Consider the following 24,899-nt stretch of genomic DNA (forward strand, 5'->3'; position numbering starts at 1 on the left):
GGCCTTTAGAGGGGGTACAACGCGGTTGAAACAATTGAAACAAAGGCGGCCAACCGGCATTCCGAGGCTTAGGGAAACACAGGAGCTTCGCGAGCAGAGCTCGTTCCTACGGAGAGGGCGACGAGGGGGCCGGGTGATCAGCCCGGCACGAACATGTAGCCCACCCCGCGCAGGGTGCGGATTACCTGGGGTTTGTCGGGGTCGGTTTCCAGCTTGCGGCGCAGGCGGGCGATGCGGATGTCGATGGAGCGGTCGAAGGGATTCCAGTCGCGGTTCTGGGTGAGGTTGAGCAACTGGTCGCGGGACAGCGGCCGGTTGGGGCGCTGGGCGAAGGCCTGGAGCAGGTCGAACTCCATGGCGGTGAGGGGGATTTCCGCGCCGTTGCCGTCGAACAACTGGTGGCGGTCCAGGTCCAGGCGGCAGGCGCCCAGTTGCAGGCTGTTGCCGGCGTCTACAGGGACAGAAGGAGCGGCGACGGCCGGCACCCGCTGGTAGCGGCGCAGCACGGTCTTGACCCGCGCCAGCAGCTCACGCGGGTCGAAGGGCTTGGCCACGTAATCGTCGGCGCCCACTTCCAGGCCGATGGTGCGGTCCACCGGGCTGCCGGCGCCGGAGACCATGATCACCGGCAGGTCGTGGTGCTCGCGCAGGTAGCGAGCCAGGCTGAGGCCGTCCTCGCCGGGCAGGCCGACATCCAGCAGCACCAGGTCCGGCAGGCCGGCAGCCAGGGCCGCGCGCATGCCGGTGCTGTCGCAGGCCGGCTCCACCTGATAGCCGTGGCCACCCAGGTAGTCCTGCAGCAACTCACGTATCTCGGCGTCGTCGTCCACCACCAGAATCTTGACCTGCCCGGCCATGGGTCCCTCGCTCATCGGTCAATGCGAACGCGGGGAATATAGCGCGCCATTGCGGCGACGAGCAGCCTCCCGCGCGAATGACCCAACGATGATCACACCACCCTGTGGCCCGGGCTTGATACCGGGCCACAGGGTGCCCATCAACGCGAGGCTTTGCGTCGCAAGGCGGCCGGGTTGAAGGCGGCGTCACCCGGGGAGGGCTTGCTGAAGTCCACGGTGCCGGCCTCTTCGTTGTCCAGCCACTGCACGCCGTAGCGGCGCGCCTGCAGGTCGTGGAAGGTGTCCAGCGCGGTCCACACGGTGGGCAGCTCGTAGAAGTTCTTCAGGTAGGCCAGGGAGACGCGCCACAGGTCGCCACGGCCGTCGTACTGGTCCACCACCGCCGCGCCCCAGCTGTCCTCGTCGAGGTAGAGGGTGCGCTTGGAGTAGATGTGCCGCGCGCCGGCCTTGAGCTTGCCTTCCACCACCCAGACGCGGTGCAGCTCGTAGCGGGTGTATTTCGGGTTCACGTGGCCAGGCAGCAGCAGGTCCTTGTACTTCACCTCGGGGCTGGTGATCTTGTAGTTGTTGTAGGGGATGTAGATCTCCTTCTTGCCCACCAGGGTCCAGTCGTAACGGTCCGGCGCGCCGTTGTACATGTCGGTGTCATCGGCGGTGCGCAGGCCGTCGGTGGACTCGATCGGCGTGTCGTAGGCCAGGGTCGGCGCGCGGCGCACGCGGCGCTGGCCGGGGTTGTAGCCCCAGGCCTGGCGTGGCTCCTTGACCTGGTCGAGCATCTCCTGCACCAGCGCGCCGTTGCCGGCCAGGCGCGCCGGGGCGGTGGTGAAGGTCATGTAGTAGAACAGGGTGTTCTGCAGGTCGGCGTAGCTGCCCTTGGGGTCGTAGAAGCGAAACAGCGCCTCGTCCTCGGAGGTGACCAGGGAGTAGGCGCCGTTGCGCTGCACCCCCGCCTCCGCCGAGCGCCGCACGATGTAGGTGCCGCGGTAGCGGGTGATGTGGTTCCAGATCGCTTCCAGGCCGTTCTGCGGGATGGGGAACGGGATGCCGCCATAGGCGTCGGCGAAACCGTTGCCGCCATTGAGCAGCTTGCCCGTGGTGGCGTTCTTCAGGGTGTTGTCGTAGACCCACTGCGGTGCCGAGCCGGAGCGCCGGGTCGGGTAGACCGGCATCTGGAAGCTGTCCGGGTAGGCGTTGAACAGGGCGATCTCGCCATCGGTGAGGTTGGCCTTGTACTGCTCGAGGTTGGCCTTGGTGATGGTGAACAGCGGCTGGTCGGCGGCGAAGGGATCAACGTGGTGCTGGCCCGAACCCTTGTAGCCCGCCGGGGCCTGGGTGATGCCGCCGGTCCATTCCGGGATGGTGCCGGCGGCGTTGCCGGCGCGCTCCGCCCCCAGCGGGGTGAGGGTCGACTTGAGCGTGGCGGCCTGCTCGGCCGAGACCGCCGCCAGGGCGTCGGTGGCGCTGCCGGCGAGCACGATGGCAGCCAGCAGCAACGAGTATTTCTTCAACATGGGGTGCTTCTCCCTGTCTTGTACGGCCCGGCGCATCGCGGCCGGGCGCATGGCATCAGAACGAGTACTTGGCGGTGAGCGAAACGTTGTCGCGGTCGCGGGTGCTGTTGTTGCGCCCGGCGCCGTAGTACTCGGTGTACTGCAGGCCCACCTCGAAGCTGTTCAGGTAGGTGGCGTCGATCCCCAGGGTGTGCGCCTTGCGGCCTTCGATGAAGTTGCCGGTGCGGTCCGAGTTGCCCTGGAAGTCGTGCTGGAAGACGGCGTACGGCGAGAGTTTCACCCCCGCGTAGACGTCGTTCCAGCTGCCGGAAACCAGCAGCGTGTAGCCGTAGCTGTCGCGGCTGATCTGGTCGCTGTCGGTGGTGCGGTCGTCCTCGTAGGCCTTGTCGGTGGTGCTGGAGAACTTGCGCACCGAGCCGTCGAAGGCGGTGTACTTCAGGCTGCTGCCACGGATGTGCTGGGAGGCCACCTCGGCGACACCGATCACCGAGTCGAAGCTCAGGGCCGGGCCGAAGTTGTAGATGGTGGACAGAGAGATGTTGTAGGTCTCGGCCCGCTCGTAGTTGTCGAAGATCGAACTGCGGCAGAGCTGCTTGCCGGAGACGGCGGCGCAGGCGGCATCGTTGGCGACTCCGGAATTGACCAGGTCGGACCCATTGATGCCCTGGAGCAGCAGATCGCTCAGCAGGTCATCGGTGGCGGAAATGGAGATGGGCGCATTGGGCCGGTAGGAAAGCTCGCCGGAAACCGATGCATCCCCCACCGTGGTGTTGAAGCTGAAGCCGTACATGCGGATGTCTTCGACGTAGCGGCGACGGGCCTGGGCGTTGCTGGCCAGGTCGAAGGTCGCCAGCGCGCCGGCATACTCGGGCGGCAGGCTGTTGCCCGCCAGTGCACCGCCCAGGGTGGCCAGGTCGACGCCCTGGTAGCCATTCAGGTCGATGGCGATCTGCGGCTCCTTGGCGTGGTAGTTGACGAAGTAGAAGCCGAATTCGGTGGAGTTGAGTTCCTCGGCGATATAGCGGAAGGCCACGCCGAACTGGCCGCTGTCGTCCGCCTGCAGGTCCTTGCCGATATTGGCCACCTTGAATACACCGGTATCGCTATTGAGGTAGGCGTTCGGGCCATTGGCGCCGTTGCCGAGCAGGCCGGCACCAGCGAACAGGTCATACAGGGGCATCAACGGCGCCAGGTCCGTCGAGGTCGTATAGGCCGTGTGCCCCCCATCGGCGAACAGGTCGGTCTCGGAGAAGTAGGTGCCCACCGGGTCCAGGCGGGTCTCCTTCCACTTCCACTGGTAGAAGGCTTCCATGGACAGGTTGTCGGTCAGCCCCAGGTTGAAGCTCAGTGCTTCCATGGGCACCAGCACTTCCTTGAGTTCGGAGCCTGGCAGGTGGAACTTGGCCGCGTCCACCGGGTTCACCGTGTTGACCCCGCCGCGGTAGAACACGCCCTCGCCCCAGTTGATCACCTGGCGGCCCACCTTGGCGCCGAGGGGCATGGCGCCCACATCCCAGCTGCCGTAGAGGTAGGCGTCGAGGATCTCGCCCTTGCGCCCGGCGATGTGGCGGGTGTCCTGGGTGAAATGGTCGTCATCGGGGAAGGACTGGCTGGGCCGCTCCACGCCACCGGTGGTGCCGTAGTAGTCGTTGCGCTTGTCCATGATCTGGGTGTCGTAGTACGCCGTGCCACGGACGAAGGCGCCGTAGTTGTCGTACTTCAACGAGAGGTCGGAAGTGGCCTTGTACACCTCCGATACCAGGCCGGTATCGAAGTTGCGGTTGCCGTCATCGGCGTTGATATCGCTGATGTTGTCCGCGTCGCGCCCCTGCACCCGCCACATGGCGCCGTAGGAGAGCGTGGTGTCGATGGAACCGCTGAGCTGGTTGTCCAGCAGGCTGAACTCGACGGCCTGCGCGGAGCCGGCGATCAGCAACGGCAACAGCCCGAAAGCTGCTCCCGCCTGCAGGGGCCTGCACCCGATCGCGGATAAGCGGATATGCCTCTTCATAGCAAACGTACCTCCCTTGACGGCCAAGATTTCTGGGCTGGATCTATGTCCGGCCCTTTTGTTGTTTTCTCTCGGCTGCGGAGCGGCGTCCGGGCGGTTCAGGCAGGCCTCGGCGGCGCTCTCGCAGGTATCCATCTTCGTCGCGGGAATGCACGCCGGCGACGGTCACGCTGTTGTTCTTGTAATGAGCGGGAATCGTTAATTGGTACGATAGTGCAGGCAAGGTAACAAAGTGTGTACGCACTGCCAACCGTCCATTTCAGCTAGAAACGGTAAATTTTCAAGAAAGAACTCACGGGAAAATGCCGCTTGAAAGCAGTGCGGCCGGTGATAGGCGGCCAGCGCCCTCTTCCACCGGTTGAGCCGCCCGAGCAACCGCGCAGCCCGCACTCAAACGTGGCGAGGGATGAATCGCGGCCGCCGCCCGCCGAAACGAACAGACCCGGCGCATGGCCGGGTCCCGTTCGACGCGAAGGTCGATCAGCGCACGTCGAAGCTCTTCTCGGCCAGCAGGCGGTCGCCCTGGAACACCAGGAAGCGCCACTCGCCGGGGACCACTTCGTGGGTCTCGGTGAACTCGTAGGCCATCACGTCCTGGGGCGCGCCGGGTGCCATCTTCTGGATCACCTCGAATTTGTCGTGGCGCACGCCGTCGGGGGTGGTCACGCCCGGGGTGAGGTACAGCAGGGTCAGCGGGGTGTCGTTCTCGTGCTTGCCCACCAGCTTGTAGCGCATGCCGAACTTGGTGCCGAGCTTCGCCGGAACCTGGTCGGTGGGCAGGATGTTCTGGGTGCTGCTGGTGAGCACGCGCTCACCGGGCTGGTAGTCCTGGTAACGGCTTTCGAATACGCCGAACTCGATCGGCCCTTCGACCCGCACGTCGGCCATCGCCACGCCGGATGCCAGGCCGAGGGCGATCAATGCACTCAGTCGGGTTGCTTTCATGTCTCGCTCCTTGGTTGGGATGGCGCGAGGCTATGACACCTTCATGACTAACTGATGACAGGTTGAGACCCGGCTACCGGGTAGCACAGCGCCCCGTAGGTTGGGCTGAGGTACGAAGCCCAACGCAGCAGACCCGAACCTCGCTCCGTTGGGCCTCGCTGCGCTCGGCGCCAACCTACGGCACGGTGCCGTTGTAGGTCGGGTGCATCCCGGCAAAGTCCGTGTACAAAGGCGACGCGGGTTTCACCCGCCCTACGAGGCGCCGGGGAGCACGTGCCCCGTAGGTTGGGCCGGGCGGCGTTCCGCTGAGGCACGAAGCCCAACGCAACAGACCCCGCTCCGTTGGGCCTCGCTGCGCTCGGCGCCAACCTACGGCACGGTGCCCAACCGGAACCACGAAACCGACCGATGCGTAGGGTGGATGGCGCTCTTTTCATCCACCGGCGGAGTAGCCGGGAACGCTGTGCGTGGGCAGCCCTGCGGGCTGCTTGGCGACTGAAGTCGCCCCTACAGCGCCCCTAATAAGCCCCCTACAGCACCTGCAGGGGCGCTACGGGGCGGCGACGTGTTGCAGGTGTTTGGGGTTGCGCGGCAGCACGGCGAGGAAGTTGTCCCGGGCCACGCGCTTGGCGACGTCGGCAGGCAGGGCGTCGAGGAAGGGGTCGTAGGCGCGCAGGTAGTCGCCCAGGCCTTCGAAGCGCCCCACCACATCGGAGCCGAGCATGAAGCGCTCGGGGTACTTCTCCACCAGCTTCAGCCACTCCGGGTCGGGCTTGCCGTTCTTGTCCAGGAGGTAGGGCTGGAGCACGGTCCAGGAGAGGTCGACGTAGAGGTTGGGGTAGTCGCCGAGCATGCGCTTGAGGGTGGGCAGGAGGAAGTCGAGTTTCTTCTGGTGGCGGTGGATTTCCATGCTGGTGCCGGCGTGGGCCCAGATGAAGCGCACGTGCGGGTGGTTGCGCAGGGGTTCTTCGATCTCCTGCAGGTACAGCGGGTTGCGCTCGCGCTTGGAGGTGATGTTGGAGTGCAGCATCACCGGCAGGTCGTACTCGGCGGCGAGGTGGTAGATGCGCGCCATGGCCTCGTTGTTGGCGCGCGGAGTGTCGCCGTCGATCAGCGCGGTGAGGTCGTCGTGGCGGGTGAAGACCTCGCCTATGCCCTGCCACAGCCCAGGGTCCAGCTCCAGCATGCGGCGGATGTGCGCGTCGGAGTTCTTGTCGTTGGGGTTGAAGCCGCTGAGGAAGGGATGGAAGCGGTGGCGCTGGTCCTCCGGCAGCTTCTTCAGGGCGGCGGCCACCAGTACGTCGGTGGCGGTGTACCAGTAGGCATCGGCATCGTCGCCGGCGTAGTAGCGCGGGCGCTTGGGTTCGTCTTCGTGCCACTTCTTGGCCACCGGGATGCCGGAGATCATCACGTGGTCGATGGCCCCCTCATCCATGGCTTTCAGCAGTCCCTGCATGCCCTCGCTCTCCTGGAAGAAATCCACGTAGTGCAGGTGCGAGTCGCTGTAGTGGTAGTCCCGCGCCTGGCTGGCGCAGGCACTGAGGGCGAGGATGGCGGCGAGGCAGTGGCGGGCGATGGGCAAGGGGCGTCCTCCTGACGATCATTCATGGCAAAGGTAGACCGGCGACACGCTTGGCGGGTTCAGGCGGATGCTCTGATGGCCTTCTGAGACTATGATGCAGCAGGCCCGCCACAAGAACGCCAACATGCCGCGCAGCGCCTTTCTCCTGCTCTGCTTCGTCGCCCTCGCCTCGACCGCCGGCGAGCGCCTGGTCTATCCCCTGCACTCCAAGGGCGAGGACCCGGAAGCTTATGTCGTCGAACTGCTGCAACTGGCCCTGGCGCACAGCGGCGGCGACTACCAACTCGAGCCCACCCTCGAACCCATGCCGCAATCCCGCGCGCAGCTGTCCCTGGAGCGCAACGACGGGCGCGTGCAACTGATGTGGAGCATGACCACCCGCGAGCGCGAAAGCGCCCTGCTGCCGGTGCGCATCCCCATCTACAAGGGGCTGATCAGCTGGCGCGTGTTCCTGGTGCGCGCCGACCAGCGCGACCTGCTCGCCGGCGTGACCCGACGCGAGCAGTTGCAGGCCCTGCGCATGGGCCAGCGCCACGACTGGCCCGACACCGCCATCCTGCGCGCCAACGGCCTCAACGTGGTGACCACGCCGGGCTACGAGAGCCTGTTCCGCATGCTCGACGCCGGCCGTTTCGAGCTGTTCCCCCGCGAGGTGGTGGTGGCCTGGGACGAGCAGCGCCGCGCCGCAGCCGATGGCCTGCACCTGGCGGTGGACGAGCACCTGGTGCTGCACTACCCGACGGCCTTCTACTTCTTCACCTCGCGCCAGCGCCCCGAGCTGGCCGCCGCCATCCAGCGCGGCCTGGAAGCGGCCATCGCCGATGGCAGCTTCGAGCGCCTGTTCCAGCGCTATCACGGCGAGACCCTGCGCCGTGCACGCATGGACAAGCGCCAGGTGATCGAACTGGACAACCCCGACCTGCCGGAAGAAACCCCCATCGACCGCGAGGCGCTCTGGTACCGCCCGCTTGCACCCAAGTAGCGCCTGAGCGCCCCGGCCGACCCGTGCCGGTGCAGCGCGCGCCCTCCCCCGCCACGCAACGCCTGGCGCCGCCGTAATGGCACTTCGCTTGCAGCACTCCTCGAAAACCGAGAAGAGAGGGAGATCGCCATGCTGCAGCTTCTGCGTCCCGCGCGCCGCGCCACGGATGAAGGCGCGCTCGACGCGTTGTTCACCGCCCACGACCTGACCACCCGCCTGCCCGCCGGCAGCCCGCTGATGGGCCGCCTCAACGGCTTCGTCGAGGGTTTGCAGCAGCGCATCCGCACCAGCCTCGGCGCCGCCGTCGGCATCGCCGCCCACGCCCCGGAGCTGGCGCGCATCGCCGCCGCCAACCAGCAGAGCGGGCAGCTGCTGGCGCAATCCTCCGAGCTGATCGCCAGCGCCAGCGAAGAGGTCACCACCACCCTCGACGCCGAACTGGTGCCCGGCGCCGCCGAGGTGGCACGGCTCTCCGGCGACGTTTCCAGCACCCTGCGCCAGTGCCAGCGCAACGGCCAGGACGTGCTGCGCCAGGTGGACGCCATCGGCACCAGCGAGCAGCAACTGGGCAGCGTGATCGGCAACCTCACCGGCCAGCTGGAGGAAGTCAGCAAGGTGATAGGCGTGATCGCCAGCATCTCCCAGCAGACCAACCTGCTGGCACTCAACGCCGCCATCGAGGCCGCCCGCGCCGGCAGCCACGGCCGAGGCTTCGCCGTGGTCGCCGAGGAGGTGCGGCGCCTGGCCGGGCACACCACAGACGCCACCACCCAGGTGAGCGGCATCATCGAGCGCTTCCGCGATGGCATGGCGCAGCTGGCCGAGGCCGGCGAGCGCATGCACCAGGCGGTGGCCGAGGGGCACCAGGGCATGCTCCAGGTGGGCGCCGGGCTGGACAGCACCCGCGCGGCCATGGACAAGCTGGACGGCCGCGTCGGCCAGATCGCCTCCGGCACCGAGCAGATCGGCCAGGCCGTGCGCTCGATCAACGGCGACGTGCAGAACATCGCCCAGGTGGCCGCCGAGCTGCTGGGCAAGGCCGGCCAGGTGCTGCGCCACAGCCAGGCAGTGCGTGAGGATGGCGACCGCCTGCTGCAGGGCCTGGGCGGCTTCCGCCTGGAGATGCACTGCGACATCCAGCGCAGCATCGAGCGCCTGGCCTGCGAGCCGGCGCTGCTGGGCGACGCGGCCCAGGCCGAGCAGCTGCTGGCCGAGACCCTGAAGCGCGATGCGCGCATCGAACTGTTCTACCTGGTGGACCGCACCGGCACCCAGCTCTCGGAGAATGTCTTCGCCCTCGACGTGCCGCACCAGGGCGAATCCTGCAAGGGCCGCAACTGGGGGCAACGCCCGTGGTTCCGCGCGGTCGCCGATGGCCTCGCCAGTCACATCACGCCGGTGTACCGTTCGTCCGCCACCGACGACTTCTGCTTCACCGTCTCGGTGCCGGTTTTCGGACCCCGTGGCGAACTGCAGCGCGTGCTCGGTGCCGATGTGCGCCTCAGCGCGCTGATCTGAACGGTCACGGGAACACTCAGGAGGTGGGCGGCCTCTAACCAGCAGGACCGCCTACCCAAACCACGCAGAGGACTGCCCATGACCATTACCGTCACCACCGAATCCGCAGATGGCTACCGCCACAGCATCAACGTCGGCGAAGAGCACCAGCTGTTCACCGACCTGCCCAAGGCCCTGGGCGGCGAAGGCAGCGCGCCGGAACCCCACGACTATTTCGACGTCGCCCTGGGTGCCTGCAAGGCCCTCACCGTGACCCTCTACGCCCGCAGCCATGACATCCCGCTGACCGGCATCGGCGTCGACGTGACCCACGACAGCAGCAAGGAGAAGCAAGGCCAGTACGGCATGAGCGTGAAGCTGACCCTGCGCGGCGCCCTCACCGATGACCAGCGCGCCACCCTGTTGCGCATCGCCGACAAGTGCCCGCTGCACAAGCTGATGACCACCACGGAAGTGACCATCGAGACCCGCCTGGCCGAAGGCGATTTCAGCCAGTAAGCCTGCCCCTCTGGGCTTCCCGCGTGGACGCGTTATGCTTGCGCCTCCACCGCGCCGGAAGCCCAGCATGAACGACATCCTCACCCTCCGCCCCCGTGCCGAAGAAGTCGCCGGGCTGCCCATCCTCCGCCCCCTGCCGTCGGCCCAGTGCCGCAGCGTCGGCCCCTTCGTGTTCTTCGACCACATGCTCGCCAGCGCCTACCCGGCCGGCCAGGGCATGGACGTGCGCCAGCATCCGCACATCGGCCTTTCCACTCTCACCTACCTGTTCGAAGGCGAGCTGCAGCACAAGGACAGCCTCGGCTCCGACCAGCGCGTGCAACCCGGCGACGTGAGCTGGATGACCGCCGGTGTCGGCGTCGCCCACGTCGAACGCACCCCGGCGGAACGCGTGGCCAGCGGCTCGCGCATCCATGGCCTGCAGGTGTGGCTGGCGCTGCCCCGCGAGGAAGAGGAACGCGCGCCCAGCTACAGCCACCATCCCGCCGCCAGCCTGCCGCAGCAGGACGCCCTCGGCGTGCGCATCCGCCTCATCGCCGGCAACGGCTTCTGCCTGGAATCCCCGGTGCCGGTGCTCTCCCCCACCCTCTACGCCGACGTGCAGATGGAGGCCGGCACCACCCTGCAGGTGCCCACCGAGCACCCACAGCGTGCTGTCTACCTGCTGGAGGGCGAGGTGCTGCTGGACGACCAGCCCCTGGCCATCAACACCCTGACCGTGCTGCCCGAAGGCGTGGAGTACAGCCTCGCCGCCTGTGGCAGCGCGCACCTGGTGATCATCGGTGGCGCGCCGCTGGACGGCCCCCGGCGGATGAACTGGAACTTCGTGTCCAGCGACCCGCAGCGCATCGACGCGGCACGCGCCCGCTGGGCCGCCGCCGACTGGCCGCAGGTGCCGGGCGAAACCAGCCGCATCGAACTGCCGCGCTAACTGCGCAAGCGATTGCCGTAGGCGCCCGGCGTGCAGCCGTAGTGGCGCTGGAACAGGGCGATGAAGGCCGAGGTGGAGTCGTAGCCCAGCTCGCTGGCCAGGGTGGTGACGCTCATGCCGTCGGCCAGCAGGGGCAGCGCCGCCAGCAGGCGCAGACGCTGCCGCCACTCGCGGAACGACAGCTGCGTCTCGGCCTGGAACAACCGCACCAGGGTGCGCCGTGACGCCCCCACCTGCCCCGCCCACGCCTCGATGCCCCGGTCGTCCGCCGGGTCGGCGCGCAGCGCGTCGGTGATCCGCCGCAGCCGCGCATCCCGGGGCAGCGGCAGGCTGAAGGGCGCAGCCTCCAGGTTACGCACCTCGTCCACCAACACCCGCAGCAGCCGGGCCTCGGCGCCCTGCTCCGGGTAGTCGCGGGGGAAGCCCGAAGCGCGCTCCATCAGCTCGCGCAGCAGCGGCGTCACCTGTAGCACGGCGCACTCGCGCTGGTAGCCGTCCAGCACCGAGGCGTCCAGGTACAGGCTGCGGAATTCGATGGCCCGCTCGCTGTAGGCGGTGTGGCGCACCCCGGCGGGAATCCACAGCGCGCACTGCGGCGGCAGCAGGTAGCTGTGCCCCTCGGTGAGCACCTGCATGACCCCGGCGCGGGCGTAGGTGAACTGCACCCAGTCGTGGCTGTGCATCTCGATGGGGTGGCCGGCGGGAATGTCGAACATGCGCAGGTACACCGGGCGCGGCAGGCGCGGGTACTCCGGGATCGGGGGAATGGCGGGCGGCACTTGTCTCGCTTGCAGCATCGGCTGTCCCTTTTGCTCAAGTGAGCGGGAAAACGCCGATGGTAGCCTGCGCCACGCCAATCCGTGCACTGCCCAGGAGTCCCCCATGAGCACCCATGCCCCCATCGCCCGCCTCACGGTCCCGGCCATCCGCCAGCGCAAGGGCGCCGGCAGCCTGGTGTCGCTGACCGCCTACAGCACGCCCATGGCGCGCTGGGTGGATGCCCACGCGGACCTGATCATCGTCGGCGACTCCGTCGGCATGGTGCTCTACGGCATGCCCAGCACCCTGGGCGTGACCCTGGAGATGATGATCGCCCACGGCCAGGCGGTGATGCGCGGTTCCAGCCGCGCCTGCGTGGCGGTGGACCTGCCCTTCGGCAGCTACCAGGCCAGCCCCGAGCAGGCCTTCCTCAGCGCCGCGCGGCTGCTGCGCGAGACCGGCGCGGCGGCGGTGAAGCTGGAAGGCGGCGAGGAGATGGCCGCCACCGTGGCATTCCTGGTGAGCCGGGGCGTGCCGGTGCTGGCCCACATCGGGCTGATGCCGCAGCAGGTCAACACCATGGGTGGCTTCAAGGCCCAGGGCCGCGATGCGGCCGGCGCCGAACGGGTGCGCCGCGATGCCCTGGCGATGCAGGCGGCCGGCGCCTTCGCCGTGGTCATCGAGGGCACCGCCGAGCCACTGGCGCGGCAGTTGAGCGAAGAGCTGGAGATCCCCACCATCGGCATAGGCGCCTCCCCCGCCTGCGACGGCCAGGTGCTGGTGACCGAGGATCTGCTGGGCCTGTTCGGCGACTACCAGCCGCGCTTCGTCAAACGCTACGCCGAGCTGGCGCCGTGCATCGAACAGGCGCTGGCCGCCTATGCCGGGGACGTGCGCGCGGGGCGCTTCCCGGAGCTGGGGCATTGCTTTGGCGTGAAGGCTGTTTCGAGGTGAAGCGAGCGGTGGGCTGAAGCGGAGCGCCGCCCGTCCCACCCTGCGGCACCCGGGCGGCTAGTCCATCCGCCCTTCGGCCCAACGCTCCTTGACCTCCAGCACCGCCGGCATCTGGGTAATGAACAGCTCCACCAGGCTCGGGTCGAAGTGGCTGCCGCTTTGCTCGCGGAGGAAGGCGATAGCCTCCTCCACCGGCCAGGCCTTCTTGTAGGGGCGCTCGCTGGTGAGGGCATCGAATACATCGGCGATGGCGACGATGCGGCCCTCCACCGGGATGGCCTCGCCCTTGATGCCGTTGGGATAGCCGCTGCCGTCCCATTTCTCGTGGTGGGTCAGGGCGATGCTGCGGGCCATGCGCAGCAGACCGCTGGGGTGCTCGCCGATGATCTCGGCGCCGATGCGCACGTGCTCGCGCATCACCACCCACTCGTCATCGTCCAGCTTGCCGGGCTTGCGCAGCACCGCGTCGGGGATGCCGATCTTGCCGACGTCGTGCATGGGCGCGGCGTTGAGCAGGTCCTCGCAGGCGGCTTCGCTCCAGCCCAGGGCGCGGGCGAGGATGCGCGCGTAGTGGCTCATGCGGATGACGTGCAGGCCGGTCTCGTTGTCCTTGTACTCGGCGGCCAGGCCGAGGCGCTGGACGATCTGCAGGCGCGTTTGCTTGAGCTCGTCGAGGCGCACCAAGGACAGGTGGGTGCGCACCCGCGCGCGGACGATGGGCGGGCTCACCGGCTTGGTGATGTAGTCCACCGCGCCCACTTCGAAGCCGCGCGCTTCGTCGTCGACGTCGGCCAGGGCGGTGACGAAGATCACCGGGATGGAGGTGGTGGCTTCGTCGGCCTTGAGCCGCGCGCAGACTTCGTGACCGGTCATGCCCGGCATCATCACGTCCAGCAGCACCAGGTCCGGCGCCTCGCGCTGGGCCAGCTCCAGGGCCTTGGCCCCGTCCTTGGCGAACAGCAGGCGATAGTCATCCTGAAGGATGTGACGCAGTACCTGGAGGTTGGTGGGCTCGTCGTCCACCAGCAGCAGGCAGAGCCGGGAATCGGCGGTTGTAGCGGTCATGCAGGTCAGTCTCCTGTCTCGAGCCAGGCCAGCAGGCCATGCAGGTGCTCAAGGGCCTGGTCGAAATCGAAATCATCCAGCGCGCGCTGCAGGTCCTGCAGCCGCGTATGGCCGGGCCGGCCGTCGAGGCCACGCTGCAACACCTCCAGCGCCGCGTCGTCGAGGCCGCCACGGGCCAGCTCCTGTGCCAACGCCTGGCCGGCCTGCAGCAGCCCGGCGCGGTCCAGCTCGGCACCGGCGCCTGGGTTCGTCTCGCTGGCGGTGGGGAATAAGGGTAGCGCTTCGCGCACCGTGTCGAGCACCCGCTCCAGGGCGTGCAGCAGCGGTTCCAGGTCGGCCAGCTTGCCGGCCAGGCCGCCGCGCTCCAGGTCACCGGCGCACCCGGCCATCTGGCTGAGGCCGAGGTTGGCGGCGGCACCGCGCAGGCGATGGGCCATGGCGGCGACATCGTCCAGGGCCTGGCGTTCCAGGGCGTCGCGCAACTGGCTGAGCAGGTCGTCCTGCTCGCTAAGGAAGCGGCCGATGGCGGCGGCCATCTGCACCGGGCCACCCCAGAGTTCCTTGCCGCGGTTCCAGTCGAACAGCGCAGCGACCTCACGCTCCATGGGCGCGGTGTCGAGGGCCGTCGCAAGCTGGCGGCCCTCCAGCAGGCGCGCCATTTCGGCCACCAGCTCGGGCACGTCCAGGGGCTTGCTGGCGAAGCCGTTCATGCCGGCGTCCAGGGCGTTCTGCCGATCGCGGTCGAGCACGCTGGCGGTCAGCGCGATGATGGGCACGGCCGGGCGCTTTTCGCGCTGCTCGAATTCGCGGATCAGGTGCGTGGCTTCCAGCCCGTCCATGCCGGGCATCTGCACGTCCATCAGCACCAGGTCGAAGGGCTGCGCGGCGTAGGCGTCCACGGCGGCGCGGCCATCGTTGACGCTGTGCACCTCGTGGCCGAGGCGCTGCAGGTTGAGTTCGAGCAATTCCAGGTTCTGCGCCACGTCGTCGGCGGCGAGGATGCGCAGGCGCGCGAGCACCGGCACCGCCGAGCGCTCGCTCTGGCGCACGCGGGTGCCGCGGCTGAGGGGCAGCTCGACGGTGAATACGCTGCCCTCGCCTTCCCGGCTCTGCACACGGATATGCCCGCCCATCAGCTCCACCAACTGGCGAGAGATGGTGGTGCCGAGGCCGGTGCCGCCGAAGCGCCGGCTCATGGAGGCGTCGGCCTGGGCGAAGGGGTCGAAGATCTTTTCCAGGCGGTCCTCGGCGATGCCGATGCCGGTGTCGTGGATGGCCACGCGCAGCGCACCGGGCGCGCCGTCCACCACCAGCCGCACCTCGCCACGCTCGGTGAACTTCACGGCGTTGCCCAGCAGGTTGGTGATCACCTGCTGCAGGCGCAGCGGGTCGCCCTTGAAGAAGTCGTCCAGGTGCGCGGCGTATTCCAAGTGCAGGGCCAGGCCCTTCTTCTCGGCGCCCAGGCGCTGGGCCGCGCAGACCTGCTCGCAGAGCTCGCGCAGGGAGAAGTCCAGGTGCTCCAGTTCGATGGCGCCGCGATCCAGCTTGGCGGTGTCGAGAATGTCGTTGAGCAGCCCCAGCAGCGAGCGCGAGGAGTGCTGCACGGTGCGCAGGTGGCGACGCTGGCTCTCGCTCAGGGGCGTGTCCAGGAGCAGCTCGGAGAAACCGATGATGGCGTTCATCGGCGTGCGGATTTCGTGGCTCATGTTGGCCAGGAAGCTGCTGCGCGCGGCGGCGGCCTGCTCGGCGCGGTCGCGGGCGTTGCGCAGGTCCTGCTCCATGAGGCGGCGGGGCGTCAGGTCGGTGGCCAGCTTGACCACCTTGAAGGGCCTGCCGTCGGCATCGAGGATGGGGTTGTAGGTGGCCTGGATCCAGACGTCGCGGCCGTCCTTGCCGATGCGCCGGTACTCGCCGGAACGGAACACGCCCTGGCGCAGGTCGGCCCAGAAGCTGCGGTAGCGCTCGCTGTGCACCAGCGCCTCGTCACAGAACAGGGCGTGGTACTGGCCGATCAGCTCTTCACGGCTGTAGCCGAACAGGTCGAGGAAGTTTTCGTTGGCCTCCAGCACGCGCCCCTGGAGGTCGAACTCGATCATCGCCATGGCCTTGCTGATGGCGGTCACCTTGCCCTCGTACTCGGCATTGCGCAGCTTGGTTTCGGTCTGGTCCAGCAATACGCCGTCGATCCAGCGCGGCTCGCCGCTCTGGTCGTATTCGGCGCTGCCGCTTTCCCAGACCCAGTGCTCGCGGCCGTCACGGTCGAACAGGCGGTACTCGACTACATAGCTGCGCCCCTTGGCGACGGCGGCGTAGACCTCGTCGATCACCCGTTCCAGGTCATCGGGGTGGTACAGGGCGGTGAAGGAACGGCCGTTGATGAACTCCTCCGCCGGCCAGCCGGTGAGGCGTTTGACCGCGTCGCTGATGAACAGCGTGGTCCAGTCGTCGTTGAGCAGGCAGCGGAACGACACACCCGGGATGTTGCGGATCAGCGAGCGGTACTGCTGCTCGCTGTCGCGCAGGGCGGCCTCCATGGCCTTGCGATCGCCGATGTCGGCGACGAAGACCACGAACCAGGGTTTGCCGTCCCGGTGGGTGACACCAAGGCTGAGGCGCACCGGTATCTCGCGGCCGTCACGGGCGAGGCCCATCAGCTCCAGCTCGGAGCCGGACAGCCGGGTCTCGCCACTGCGTGTGTACTGCTCCAGGGCCTCGCCGAATTCGCGGGCGTATTCCGGCGGCAGCAGCAGGCTCATGTGCTGCCCGATCAGTTCCTCGGGCTGCCAGCCGAACAGCTCGAACACCGCGTGGTTGACCGAGCGCACCATGCCCTGGTGGTCGATGGTGAAGATGGCTTCGAAGGCGGCGTCGAGCAGCGAGCTGAGGTGATTGCGCCCGGCCTCCAGCTCGCGGAACAGGTGGCGGTAGCGCAGCAGGCCGTTGGCGGCGGCGACGAACACGCTGAGGGAGATGGTGGCCATGGCCACCGCAAGTGCCAGGTAGAAGCTGCCCCGCACGCCCTGGGGCGCAGCGAACTCCTCGACGCCGACGAAGCGGGCGGCCGCCATGCCGATGTAGTGCATGCCGGCGATGGCCAGCCCCATGACCACGCCGCTGAGGAGAATCGCCACCCAGCCCTGCACCCAGCGACGCAGGCCGAAGCGCACCCAGAGGGCGATGATGGCCAGGACCACGGCCACCAGTATCGACAGGCCGAACATCCAGGGGTCGTAGCGCAGCAGCGGTGCCATCTGCATGCCGGCCATGCCGCTGTAATGCATGGCGCCGATGCCGGCACCCACGAGCACGCCGCCACCGATGAACTGGGCGGCGCTGACCTGGCTGCGTGCCAGGAGGTTGAGCGCCACCCAGGAGGCGAAGAAGCTGGGCAGCACCGAGAGCACGGTAATGGCCGGGTCGTAGCTCACCGCGGCGCACAGCTGGAAGGCCAGCATGCCGATGAAGTGCATGGCCCAGACGCCGCCGCCCAGGGCGATGGCGCCCGTGGCGATGGCCACCTGGCGGTAGAGGCTACTGCTGCTCAGGCGGGCGACACCCGCCAGCTGCAGCGCCATGGCCGAGGTGAAGATGGCGATGAGGACCGACAGCAGCACCATCCAGGCATTGTGCTCGCCGAAGACCAGCAGGGTGGGCTGGCCGGCGTCGAAGAAGAACAGGGACAGATCGAGCATCGAATCCGGGTCTCGCGGCAGGGCGAAGGGCGTGGAATTGAATCAACACTGTCCCGGCGCGGCAGTCAATGCTGGCGCCGATTCAGGAAGGCCATCGGGAAACGGCAAAATGCCATCATCCATGGGCGATTGCAAAACCTCCTGTCCGATCGGTCAGGTGAAGACTTCGTCCAGCAGCGCATCCATGGCGGCGAACGCGCGCCGGGCCACCCTGGCGTTGTACTCGGCCACGCCGGGGCGCTTGGCCTCGGGGTCGGTAAATGAATGCACGGCACCGCCGTAGCTGAGCAGTTGCCAGTCCACCCCGGCTGCACTCATCTCGGCGGCGAAGGCCGGCAGTTGCTCGCGGGGCACCAGAGGATCGGAGGCGCCATCGAGCACCAGCACCGCGCCCTTGATGCGCTTGGCGTCGGCGGGGTCGGGCGTATCCAGCGCGCCGTGGAAGGAGACGAAGGCCTTGAGGTCCGCGCCGGCGCGGGCCAGCTCCAGGGCGCAGGTGCCACCGAAGCAGAAGCCGAAGGCGGCCTGGCGGGCTGGGTCGATATTCACCGCGTGCTGCTCACGCAGGGCCTGCAATGCGGCGAGCATGCGCCGGCGCAGCAGTTGGCGGTCTGCCTTGAGCGGCGCCATGGCGGCACCCGCTTCGCTGGCGTCGGCAGGCCGCACCCCGGCGCCATAGAGATCGACCACCAGCACCACCCTCCTCTCCTCGGCCACCTGGCGCGCGGTATCGATGGCGCTGTCGGTGATGCCGAACCAGTTGGGCGCCATCAGCAAGGCCGGCCGCGGGTCTTCGACATTGGGGTCATAGACCAGTTGCCCCTCGAAGACCTGGCCGTCGACTTCATAGCTGATGGCGTGGGCGCGGATCTGACTCATGGATCACCTCGTTTACCGTAGATGGAATCGGCCGTCCGCTCTGGCCTGGGACTTCTGGCCCAAGCGCAGGAGCTTAGCCGTGCTTGGCGGCGAACGCACGGGTTGGCTGACGATTGCTCGGCCCTGAAGTCGTGGGACCGATCGCGTTTCGGGTACAAGAACGGAGCGGCGACTTGCGATTGCGCCATCAGAACGGCATCATCCCGCCGCCGGTTTTCCGGCACCGATGATTTCCAACCAAACTCTTCTCACAAGGAGCGTGACATGAAGGGGCCTTTCGCCGCTGTCCTTCTTTCCCTGTCCCTGCTGGGGGGCTGCGTGACCGTGCCCCAGGGCACCGACTTCCCCGCCCCCGACAAAGCCGCCAGCCCTGCCCAGCAGAGCGTCGCCCTCGCCCCGGTCGAAGTGACCGACAAGACCTTCGTCAAATGGAATGCCGGGCAGACCCAGTCCAGCGGCATGACCCTGAGCCTGGGCAACTACCTGAAGGCCAGCAACCGCTTCAGCAACGTGCGCATGCCCGGTCAGACCCTCGCGGCCGACGACCAGGTGCTGTCGTTCAGCTTCGACACCTACAACGTCCACCGTCGTCCCTATGGCGGCTACTTTCCCTTCGCCCTCGTCACCCTCACGGGCTACATCTGGTTCGGCGGCACCTCCCACATCGACGAATCCAACGTCAGTGGCCGCCTCCAGGTGAGCGATGCCCAGGGCAAGCTGCTGCACAGCTACCAGACCCGCCAATACGGCGAGCGCAGCATCTCGCTTTATTCCATGGGCCCGGTGAACGGCAGCCCTGAGCGCCAGAGCGCCGTTGCCGACCTGCTCGACCAATACCAATCCGATCTTGGAAAACAAACCAAATGACCCACTTCCTGCGCATCACCACCCTCTTCCTGGGCCTGGCCCTGCTCACCGGCTGCGCCGGCTTCCGTTCGGGCGAAACCGCTGACCTCGGCACCTGGCCGCAAGCCAAGGAGCAGAAGCCCTCGCTGCGCTACGTGGTGGAAGGCAAGGTCAAGATGAACGACGTCGATGGCGCCGTGCAGCCGGCCACCGTGAAGGCCTGGTCCGACATCACCGGCAAGGCTTACAAGGAATCCAACCTGTTCTCCTCGGTCAACGAAGGCTTCGGCGACGCCGATATCACCGCCGAGGTGAAGGTGACCAACGACGGCCACGGCAGCATGGCGCTGGCCTTCATCAGTGGCCTGACCCTGATGGTTATACCGTCCACCGCCGAGGATCGCGTGATCACCCAGACCACCTACCGCAACCGCGACGGCAAGGTGCTGGCCGAGGTGACCAAGCAGGACAGCGTGCGCACCTGGATGCAGATCCTGCTGTTCCCCGGCGTCGTGGTCGCCAACCCCTTCAGCAAAATCAACGCGATCCACTACGACAACAACAAGGCGACCATCCTCGACGCCAGCAAGAACGGCGTGTTCTGAACGCCTGCCCTGCCATGAAAAAAGGCCCGCACTTGCGGGCCTTTTTCGTTTGGGGTGATGTGCCGGCGAATGGGTGAGCCTGGGGCTTTGCAATGGTGGGTTTCGCTGCGCTCTACCCACCCTACGAAGAGCACCGTCATTCTGTGCCCATGAAAAAGGCCCGCTGATGCGGGCCTTGTTCTTGAGCCTTGCAAGCCTTAGGCAGAGAGTTCCACCAGTAGCTTGTTGAGGCGGCGCACATAGGCGGCCGGGTCCTTGAGGCTGTCGCCAGCGGCCAGGGCAGCCTGGTCGAAGAGGATGTGCGAGAGCTCGCCGAAACGGTCTTCGTCCTGCTCGCCATCGAGCTTCTCGATCAGCGGGTGGGCCGGGTTGAACTCGAAGATCGGCTTGGAATCCGGGACCTTCTGGCCGCTGGCTTCGAGGATCTGGCGCATCTGCAGGCCAAGGTCCTGTTCGCCGATAGCGAGGATCGCCGGGGAGTCGGTCAGGCGGTGCGAGACGCGCACTTCCGAGACTTCCTCGCCGAGGGCTGTCTTGAGGCGCTCGACCAGCCCTTCCTTGGCCTTGGCGACTTCTTCCTGGGCCTTCTTGTCTTCTTCCGAGTCCAGCTTGCCGAGGTCGAGGTCACCGCGTGCCACGTCGGCGAAGTGCTTGCCGTCGAACTCGGTGAGGTAGCTCATCAGCCACTCGTCGATGCGGTCGGTGAGCAGCAGCACTTCGATGCCTTTCTTGCGGAAGACTTCCAGGTGCGGGCTGTTCTTCACCTGGGCGTAGGACTCGCCGGTGAGGAAGTAGACCTTGTCCTGGCCTTCCTTCATGCGGCCGATGTAGTCGGCCAGGGAGACGCTCTGCTCGCCGCTTTCGTCGCTGGTGGAGGCGAAGCGCAGCAGGCCGGCGATCTTCTCCTTGTTGGCGAAGTCTTCCGCCGGGCCTTCCTTGAGGACCTGGCCGAAGTTCTTCCAGAAGCCCTTGTATTGCTCGGGTTCGTTCTTCGCCAGCTTCTCCAGCATGTCCAGCACGCGCTTGGTCAGCGCGGACTTCATGGAGTCGACCACGGGGCCGGTCTGGAGGATTTCGCGGGAGACGTTCAGCGACAGGTCGTTGGAGTCCACCACACCCTTGATGAAGCGCAGGTACAGCGGCAGGAACTGCTCGGCCTGGTCCATGATGAACACCCGCTGCACGTAGAGCTTGAGGCCACGGGGCGCTTCACGCTGGTACAGGTCGAACGGCGCACGGGCCGGGACGTACAGCAGCGAGGTGTATTCCAGCTTGCCTTCGACCTTGTTGTGGCTCCAGGACAGCGGGTTTTCGAAATCGTGGGCGACGTGCTTGTAGAACTCCTGGTATTCCTCGTCCTTCACCTCGGTGCGCGGACGGGTCCACAGGGCACTGGCGCGGTTGACGGTTTCCCACTCGACCTCGGCCGAAGCTTCTTCGCCGTGGTGTTCCTTCGGCAGCTCGATGGGCAGGGCGATGTGGTCGGAGTATTTCTTGATGACGTTGCGCAGGCGCCAGCCATCGGCGAACTCTTCTTCGCCGCTCTTCAGGTGCAGGACGATGCGGGTGCCGCGCTCGGCCTTCTCGACGCTGGCGATGTCGAACTCGCCCTCGCCTTTCGACGACCAGTGCACGCCTTCGCTGGCGGCGAGGCCGGCACGGCGGCTGTAGACATCGACCTTGTCGGCAACGATGAACGCGGAGTAGAAGCCCACGCCGAACTGACCGATGAGGTGCGAGTCCTTCTTCTGGTCGCCGGAGAGGTTCTTGAGGAAATCGGCGGTACCGGATTTGGCGATGGTGCCGAGGTGGGCGATGACTTCATCGCGGCTCATGCCGATGCCGTTGTCTTCGAGGGTGACGGTCTTGGCGTCCTTGTCGAAGCTCACGCGGATCTTCAGCTCGGCGCCGCCTTCGAGCAGTTCCGGCTTGGCCAGCGCTTCGAAACGCAGCTTGTCGGCGGCGTCGGAGGCGTTGGAGATCAGCTCGCGCAGGAAGATTTCCTTGTTCGAGTACAGGGAATGGATCATCAGGTGAAGCAGTTGCTTCACTTCGGTCTGGAAGCCCAGGGTTTCTTTTTGAGTCTCCACACTCATGGTCATCTAACTCCACGGATGATTAGGCCGCGACTGCGGCGGATGTCACCCAGATGGGGGCTAGCTGTTCAATTTCAAGGGCTTGCATGGAGAGCGCCGACGACCGCCTGTGCAGGCGGTCGTGGCGGGATGGCTCAGGGCTCGAGCAGTTCGATGCGGGCGATTTCTTCGGGGCGCAGCACGAAGCTGGCCTCCCCCTGCCCGGAGAGGTTGCGGCGGATGATGATCTGGCCGTCGGCGTTGATGCCGTTGAAACGCCCCTCCGCCAGGCTGCCACGCTGGGTCTGCACGCGCATGGTGAGGTTCTGGTAGTGGTTGGGGTTGTTCAGCAGCCGCTCCAGGGAGAAGCGCAGGCGGCGATCGGCCGGGCGTGAGGGACGCTCGGCGGGTGCGGTTTCGGGCTCGGTGCCGATGGCCTCGGCCTTGGCTTGCACTGCAGGCAGCGGCGGGAAGCGGTCGCCCTTGATGGCCCAGCCGCGCAGGTCGCTGCGGGTGAATTGCAACGGCAGATGCTGGGCACTGCCATCGATGCGCGCATCCACTTCCAGCTCCAGTTCCCGTGCCGGCAGGCTCACGGCGGGCAGCCGTGCAAGTTCGACGTTACGGGTGGCGAAACGGCGCTGCAGGTAGTCACGGGCGACATGCTGCAGGGTGTCCACGGAATCGTGGCGCAGGTCGACCTGGCCATCCTGGTAGCGCAAGCGATCGGTGAACAGCTCGATCTCGCCGCTGAGGGTGGTCTTGAACTGCGGCGGCAGCACCAGGTGGAAGGCACCGGCGAGGACGTTGGGGCCCTGGCGCTTGAGGTCCAGGTGCAGGGTGTAGCCCTTGGCCAGGCGCCGCGCTTCGGGCAGCTCCTGCTCCGGCAGCAGCCAGCTGATTTCCACTTCCGGCTTGCTGCCGGAGTCTTCGGGCAGCACGTCCAGGCGCAGTTCGCCCTCCGGCTGTTGCCCCAGGCGGATGCTCACCTCGCGCCGGGCGAAGAAGTCCTGGCCTTCACGCAGGCTCAACACGCCGTCGATGAGTTCCGCCTGTTGCGGCTGGAATGGCTGGCCGTTGAGTTCACCGCGCAGCTGAATGGCCAGTTCGCTGGGCTCTCGGCGCTCGCCCTTGAGCCATTCGAGATTGACGATGGCGTGCAGGCGCTCGGGGTCGCGGTTGGCGAGCAGGGTCAGCCCGACGATCAGCGGGATGATGCCAAGACCGGCGAGCATCACCGCCTTGCGTGCGGTGCGCCAGTGCGCGGCGATATAGCCGAGGGTGATCGGCGGCAGCAGGCTGCCGATTCCCCACAACAGGCTGGTGCCGAAGGCGAGCATGACCAGCCAGACGAGACCGGCGAGGATCAGCAGCAGCCCGCCGAGGATCAGTAGTGCATCCATCCATGATTCCTTGATGCAGGACCGGGCGCATGGCACCCGGCCACGGGTCAGGGTTCGTCGACCTTGAAGTGGGCGCGGGCGGTGGCGATGGGCTCGGTCTGGTTGGTCTGCCAGGCGGTGATGGCGACGTTGGCGACGCGGCGCCCCTGTCGCCAGACCTGGCAGGTGGCGAAGGTGTCACGATAGTGCCCGGCGCGTAGGTAATCTATCGAGAAGTCGATGATTTTGGGCAAATGTGGAATGCCCATGAACATCAGCAGGTGGAGCATCGCGGCATGCTCCATGAAGCCGGCGATGACGCCGCCATGAATGGCCGGCAGGGTCGGGTTGCCGATGTTGTCCTTGTTGGCCGGCAGGCGGAACACCACGTCGTCCCCCAGGCGCAGGCATTCGATGCCCAGCAGCTTGGCGTAGGGGATCAGGCACACCAGCGAGTCGTAGTCGTTCTTGTCGTGGGCTTCGCGCACCAGGGCGTCGAGGTCGAGCTTCATGCCGCACCTCCCTTCTTCAGCTGGCTGGGCTTGCCCATGCGCATGAAGGCGCCAACCACGTGGGCGATGGGCTGCTCGGGGTCGTCCTGGTAGGCGTAGCCACGGGTGAAGATGACGTTCGGCGTGACGCGATAGCACTCGGCGAAGCCGTAGACGTCCTTGTTCGGTTCGGCCGGGTGCATGTAGTCGATGCGCAGGTCGAGGGTCGGGCAGATCTCGAACTCGGGCAGCACGCAGACGGTGGAAATGCCGCAGGTGGTGTCCATCAGGGTGGTGATGGCGCCGCCATGGATGACGCCGGTTTCCGGGTTGCCGATGATCTGCTCGCTGTAGGGCAGGCACAGGGTCAGGCCCTTGCTGTCGGCGCTCTGTACCCGCAGGCCGAGCACCTGGCAGTGGCGCAGCACCGAGAGGAAGCGCTGGGCGTTGTCGAGAATGGGGTTGTCGCTCATCCGGTGGTTCCATGGCGTTGGCGTGAAGGCGCGCATGATACCCCGCAGCCCGCCGCTGGGGCGATCCGGCTGAACTTCGAGGGCCTGGGAGGCTCGAAAGGTCGTCGTGCAACCACCAAGACCAAGGAGAATTCCCATGCACAAGTCCTATGCCTATGCGCTTCTGATCGCCGCCAGCCTGGGCCTCGCCGCCTGCGACAAGCCGGCCGACGACAAGGCTGCGCAGCCGAGCGAAACCCCACCCGCCGCCACCCAGCCGGCCCCCAGCGGTGCACCGCAGACCCCGGCACCGGCACCGACCCCGGCCGCCCCCACCACAGCTCCCGAGCCCGCGCCCCAAGGCGGCCAGCCCAGCGGCCAGCAGTAACCCCCGCTCGCCGCCAGCCCTTGCTACCCGGGGGCTGGCGGCAACCCGAGGAACTAAAGCGAAACGCCTGGGTTCCAAAACGGCACGAGGTGAGGCCACTCACCCGATCCATGTCGAACCAGGAGATACACCGTGCGCAAGACCCTTTCCTATGCCCTGATGCTGGCCTTCACCCTGGGCCTGGCAGCCTGCGAAAAGACCCCGGAAGACAAGATGGAAGCGGCCAAGGAATCGGCGTCCGAAGCGATGGAGTCCCTGGGTGATGCCGCCAAGGAAAGTGGCGAGGCGGCCGAGCAGAAGGCCGACCAGCTCACCGGTCACGAGCCCACTGCGGGCGAGAAGGCCGAAGATGCCGCCAACGATATCGGCGATGCCGTGGAAGGTGCCGGCGACGAAGCCAAGGACGCCATCGACGGCAAGTGAGCCTCGCAGTAATCGCCATAACGCAAAGGCCCGCATCATGCGGGCCTTCTTGT

22 protein-coding genes are annotated in these 24,899 nt (G+C 67.0%); 9 read left to right on the forward strand and 13 right to left on the reverse strand.

What is annotated here, in order from left to right:
* Positions 1 to 137: 137 nt before the first annotated feature.
* The 5 genes from OEJ36_RS23350 to OEJ36_RS23370 form a co-directional block, all read right to left on the reverse strand.
* Positions 138 to 872, reverse strand: coding sequence for a response regulator (locus OEJ36_RS23350; protein WP_263403562.1), 735 nt, complete (start codon positions 870 to 872; stop codon positions 138 to 140).
* 125 nt (positions 873 to 997) lie between these two features.
* A complete protein-coding gene (locus tag OEJ36_RS23355) occupies positions 998 to 2,368 on the reverse strand; it encodes a DUF1329 domain-containing protein (protein WP_263403563.1) in 1,371 nt (456 codons plus the stop codon).
* Between the two features lie 55 nt (positions 2,369 to 2,423).
* Complete coding sequence (locus OEJ36_RS23360; RefSeq protein WP_263403564.1) at positions 2,424 to 4,379, reverse strand: DUF1302 domain-containing protein; 1,956 nt, start codon at positions 4,377 to 4,379, stop codon at positions 2,424 to 2,426.
* 480 nt (positions 4,380 to 4,859) lie between these two features.
* A complete protein-coding gene (locus OEJ36_RS23365; protein WP_043246178.1) occupies positions 4,860 to 5,324 on the reverse strand; it encodes a DUF3859 domain-containing protein in 465 nt (154 codons plus the stop codon).
* A gap of 550 nt (positions 5,325 to 5,874) precedes the next feature.
* Positions 5,875 to 6,906, reverse strand: coding sequence for an amidohydrolase family protein (locus OEJ36_RS23370; protein ID WP_263403565.1), 1,032 nt, complete (start codon positions 6,904 to 6,906; stop codon positions 5,875 to 5,877).
* A 94-nt stretch (positions 6,907 to 7,000) separates the two neighbouring features.
* On the opposite strand from OEJ36_RS23370, the gene OEJ36_RS23375 reads away from it, so the two are divergent.
* From OEJ36_RS23375 to OEJ36_RS23390, 4 genes are all read left to right on the forward strand, one after another.
* On the forward strand, positions 7,001 to 7,888 hold the full coding sequence (locus tag OEJ36_RS23375; protein WP_263403566.1) for a substrate-binding periplasmic protein: 888 nt from the start codon (positions 7,001 to 7,003) through the stop codon (positions 7,886 to 7,888).
* Between the two features lie 237 nt (positions 7,889 to 8,125).
* Complete coding sequence (locus tag OEJ36_RS23380) at positions 8,126 to 9,406, forward strand: methyl-accepting chemotaxis protein (protein WP_411861047.1); 1,281 nt, start codon at positions 8,126 to 8,128, stop codon at positions 9,404 to 9,406.
* Positions 9,407 to 9,484: 78 nt separating this feature from the next.
* The gene (locus tag OEJ36_RS23385) at positions 9,485 to 9,904 is read left to right on the forward strand and encodes an OsmC family protein (protein ID WP_263403568.1); all 420 of its coding nucleotides are present in this window, start codon (positions 9,485 to 9,487) and stop codon (positions 9,902 to 9,904) included.
* Positions 9,905 to 9,971: 67 nt separating this feature from the next.
* The gene (locus OEJ36_RS23390; RefSeq protein WP_263403569.1) at positions 9,972 to 10,835 is read left to right on the forward strand and encodes a pirin family protein; all 864 of its coding nucleotides are present in this window, start codon (positions 9,972 to 9,974) and stop codon (positions 10,833 to 10,835) included.
* Here the strand turns inward: OEJ36_RS23390 and OEJ36_RS23395 are convergent.
* Positions 10,832 to 11,632 carry an AraC family transcriptional regulator gene (locus OEJ36_RS23395; RefSeq protein WP_263403570.1) on the reverse strand — a complete coding sequence of 267 codons (801 nt, stop codon included), beginning with the start codon at positions 11,630 to 11,632 and terminating at the stop codon, positions 10,832 to 10,834. The two genes, OEJ36_RS23390 and OEJ36_RS23395, sit on opposite strands and share 4 nt — an antisense overlap.
* Positions 11,633 to 11,717: 85 nt before the next feature.
* Between OEJ36_RS23395 and panB the strand changes: the two genes are divergently transcribed.
* Complete coding sequence (gene panB / locus OEJ36_RS23400; protein WP_263403571.1) at positions 11,718 to 12,548, forward strand: 3-methyl-2-oxobutanoate hydroxymethyltransferase; 831 nt, start codon at positions 11,718 to 11,720, stop codon at positions 12,546 to 12,548.
* A gap of 57 nt (positions 12,549 to 12,605) precedes the next feature.
* On the opposite strand, the gene OEJ36_RS23405 is transcribed toward panB, so the two are convergent.
* The 3 genes from OEJ36_RS23405 to OEJ36_RS23415 all read right to left on the reverse strand — a co-directional run bounded on the left by OEJ36_RS23405 (position 12,606) and on the right by OEJ36_RS23415 (position 18,184).
* Entirely contained in the window at positions 12,606 to 13,613 is a 1,008-nt protein-coding gene (locus tag OEJ36_RS23405) for an HD-GYP domain-containing protein (protein WP_263403572.1), read from the reverse strand.
* Between the two features lie 5 nt (positions 13,614 to 13,618).
* Positions 13,619 to 17,305 carry a PAS domain S-box protein gene (locus OEJ36_RS23410; protein WP_263403573.1) on the reverse strand — a complete coding sequence of 1,229 codons (3,687 nt, stop codon included), beginning with the start codon at positions 17,303 to 17,305 and terminating at the stop codon, positions 13,619 to 13,621.
* Positions 17,306 to 17,458: 153 nt separating this feature from the next.
* Entirely contained in the window at positions 17,459 to 18,184 is a 726-nt protein-coding gene (locus OEJ36_RS23415; RefSeq protein ID WP_263403574.1) for a dienelactone hydrolase family protein, read from the reverse strand.
* A 264-nt stretch (positions 18,185 to 18,448) separates the two neighbouring features.
* Here OEJ36_RS23415 and OEJ36_RS23420 point away from each other — a divergent pair, with 264 nt between their 5' ends.
* The gene (locus OEJ36_RS23420; protein ID WP_263403575.1) at positions 18,449 to 19,051 is read left to right on the forward strand and encodes a hypothetical protein; all 603 of its coding nucleotides are present in this window, start codon (positions 18,449 to 18,451) and stop codon (positions 19,049 to 19,051) included.
* The gene (locus OEJ36_RS23425) at positions 19,048 to 19,635 is read left to right on the forward strand and encodes a hypothetical protein (protein WP_263403576.1); all 588 of its coding nucleotides are present in this window, start codon (positions 19,048 to 19,050) and stop codon (positions 19,633 to 19,635) included. Before OEJ36_RS23420 ends, OEJ36_RS23425 begins: the two co-directional genes overlap by 4 nt.
* A 197-nt stretch (positions 19,636 to 19,832) precedes the next feature.
* Here OEJ36_RS23425 and htpG read toward each other — a convergent pair whose 3' ends face one another.
* From htpG to OEJ36_RS23445, 4 genes are all read right to left on the reverse strand, one after another.
* Positions 19,833 to 21,731 (reverse strand): molecular chaperone HtpG, encoded by a 1,899-nt coding sequence (gene htpG, locus OEJ36_RS23430; RefSeq protein ID WP_263403577.1) that lies wholly within the window; start codon positions 21,729 to 21,731, stop codon positions 19,833 to 19,835.
* 134 nt (positions 21,732 to 21,865) lie between these two features.
* Positions 21,866 to 23,113, reverse strand: a complete 1,248-nt coding sequence (locus OEJ36_RS23435) for an MFS transporter (RefSeq protein ID WP_263403578.1) — start codon at positions 23,111 to 23,113, stop codon at positions 21,866 to 21,868.
* Positions 23,114 to 23,160: 47 nt separating this feature from the next.
* Positions 23,161 to 23,604 (reverse strand): PaaI family thioesterase, encoded by a 444-nt coding sequence (locus tag OEJ36_RS23440; RefSeq protein ID WP_263403579.1) that lies wholly within the window; start codon positions 23,602 to 23,604, stop codon positions 23,161 to 23,163.
* Positions 23,601 to 24,056 carry a PaaI family thioesterase gene (locus OEJ36_RS23445; RefSeq protein WP_021216860.1) on the reverse strand — a complete coding sequence of 152 codons (456 nt, stop codon included), beginning with the start codon at positions 24,054 to 24,056 and terminating at the stop codon, positions 23,601 to 23,603. Before OEJ36_RS23445 ends, OEJ36_RS23440 begins: the two co-directional genes overlap by 4 nt.
* A 136-nt stretch (positions 24,057 to 24,192) precedes the next feature.
* Here OEJ36_RS23445 and OEJ36_RS23450 point away from each other — a divergent pair, with 136 nt between their 5' ends.
* Complete coding sequence (locus OEJ36_RS23450) at positions 24,193 to 24,423, forward strand: hypothetical protein (RefSeq protein ID WP_263403580.1); 231 nt, start codon at positions 24,193 to 24,195, stop codon at positions 24,421 to 24,423.
* Positions 24,424 to 24,555: 132 nt separating this feature from the next.
* Positions 24,556 to 24,846: a hypothetical protein gene (locus OEJ36_RS23455; protein WP_263403581.1), complete on the forward strand. Its 291-nt coding sequence runs from the start codon at positions 24,556 to 24,558 to the stop codon at positions 24,844 to 24,846.
* Positions 24,847 to 24,899: the final 53 nt, after the last annotated feature.

The sequence above is a fragment of the Pseudomonas sp. PDM13 genome (genome assembly GCF_025685765.1).
Taxonomy (GTDB): Bacteria; Pseudomonadota; Gammaproteobacteria; order Pseudomonadales; family Pseudomonadaceae; genus Metapseudomonas; species Metapseudomonas solani.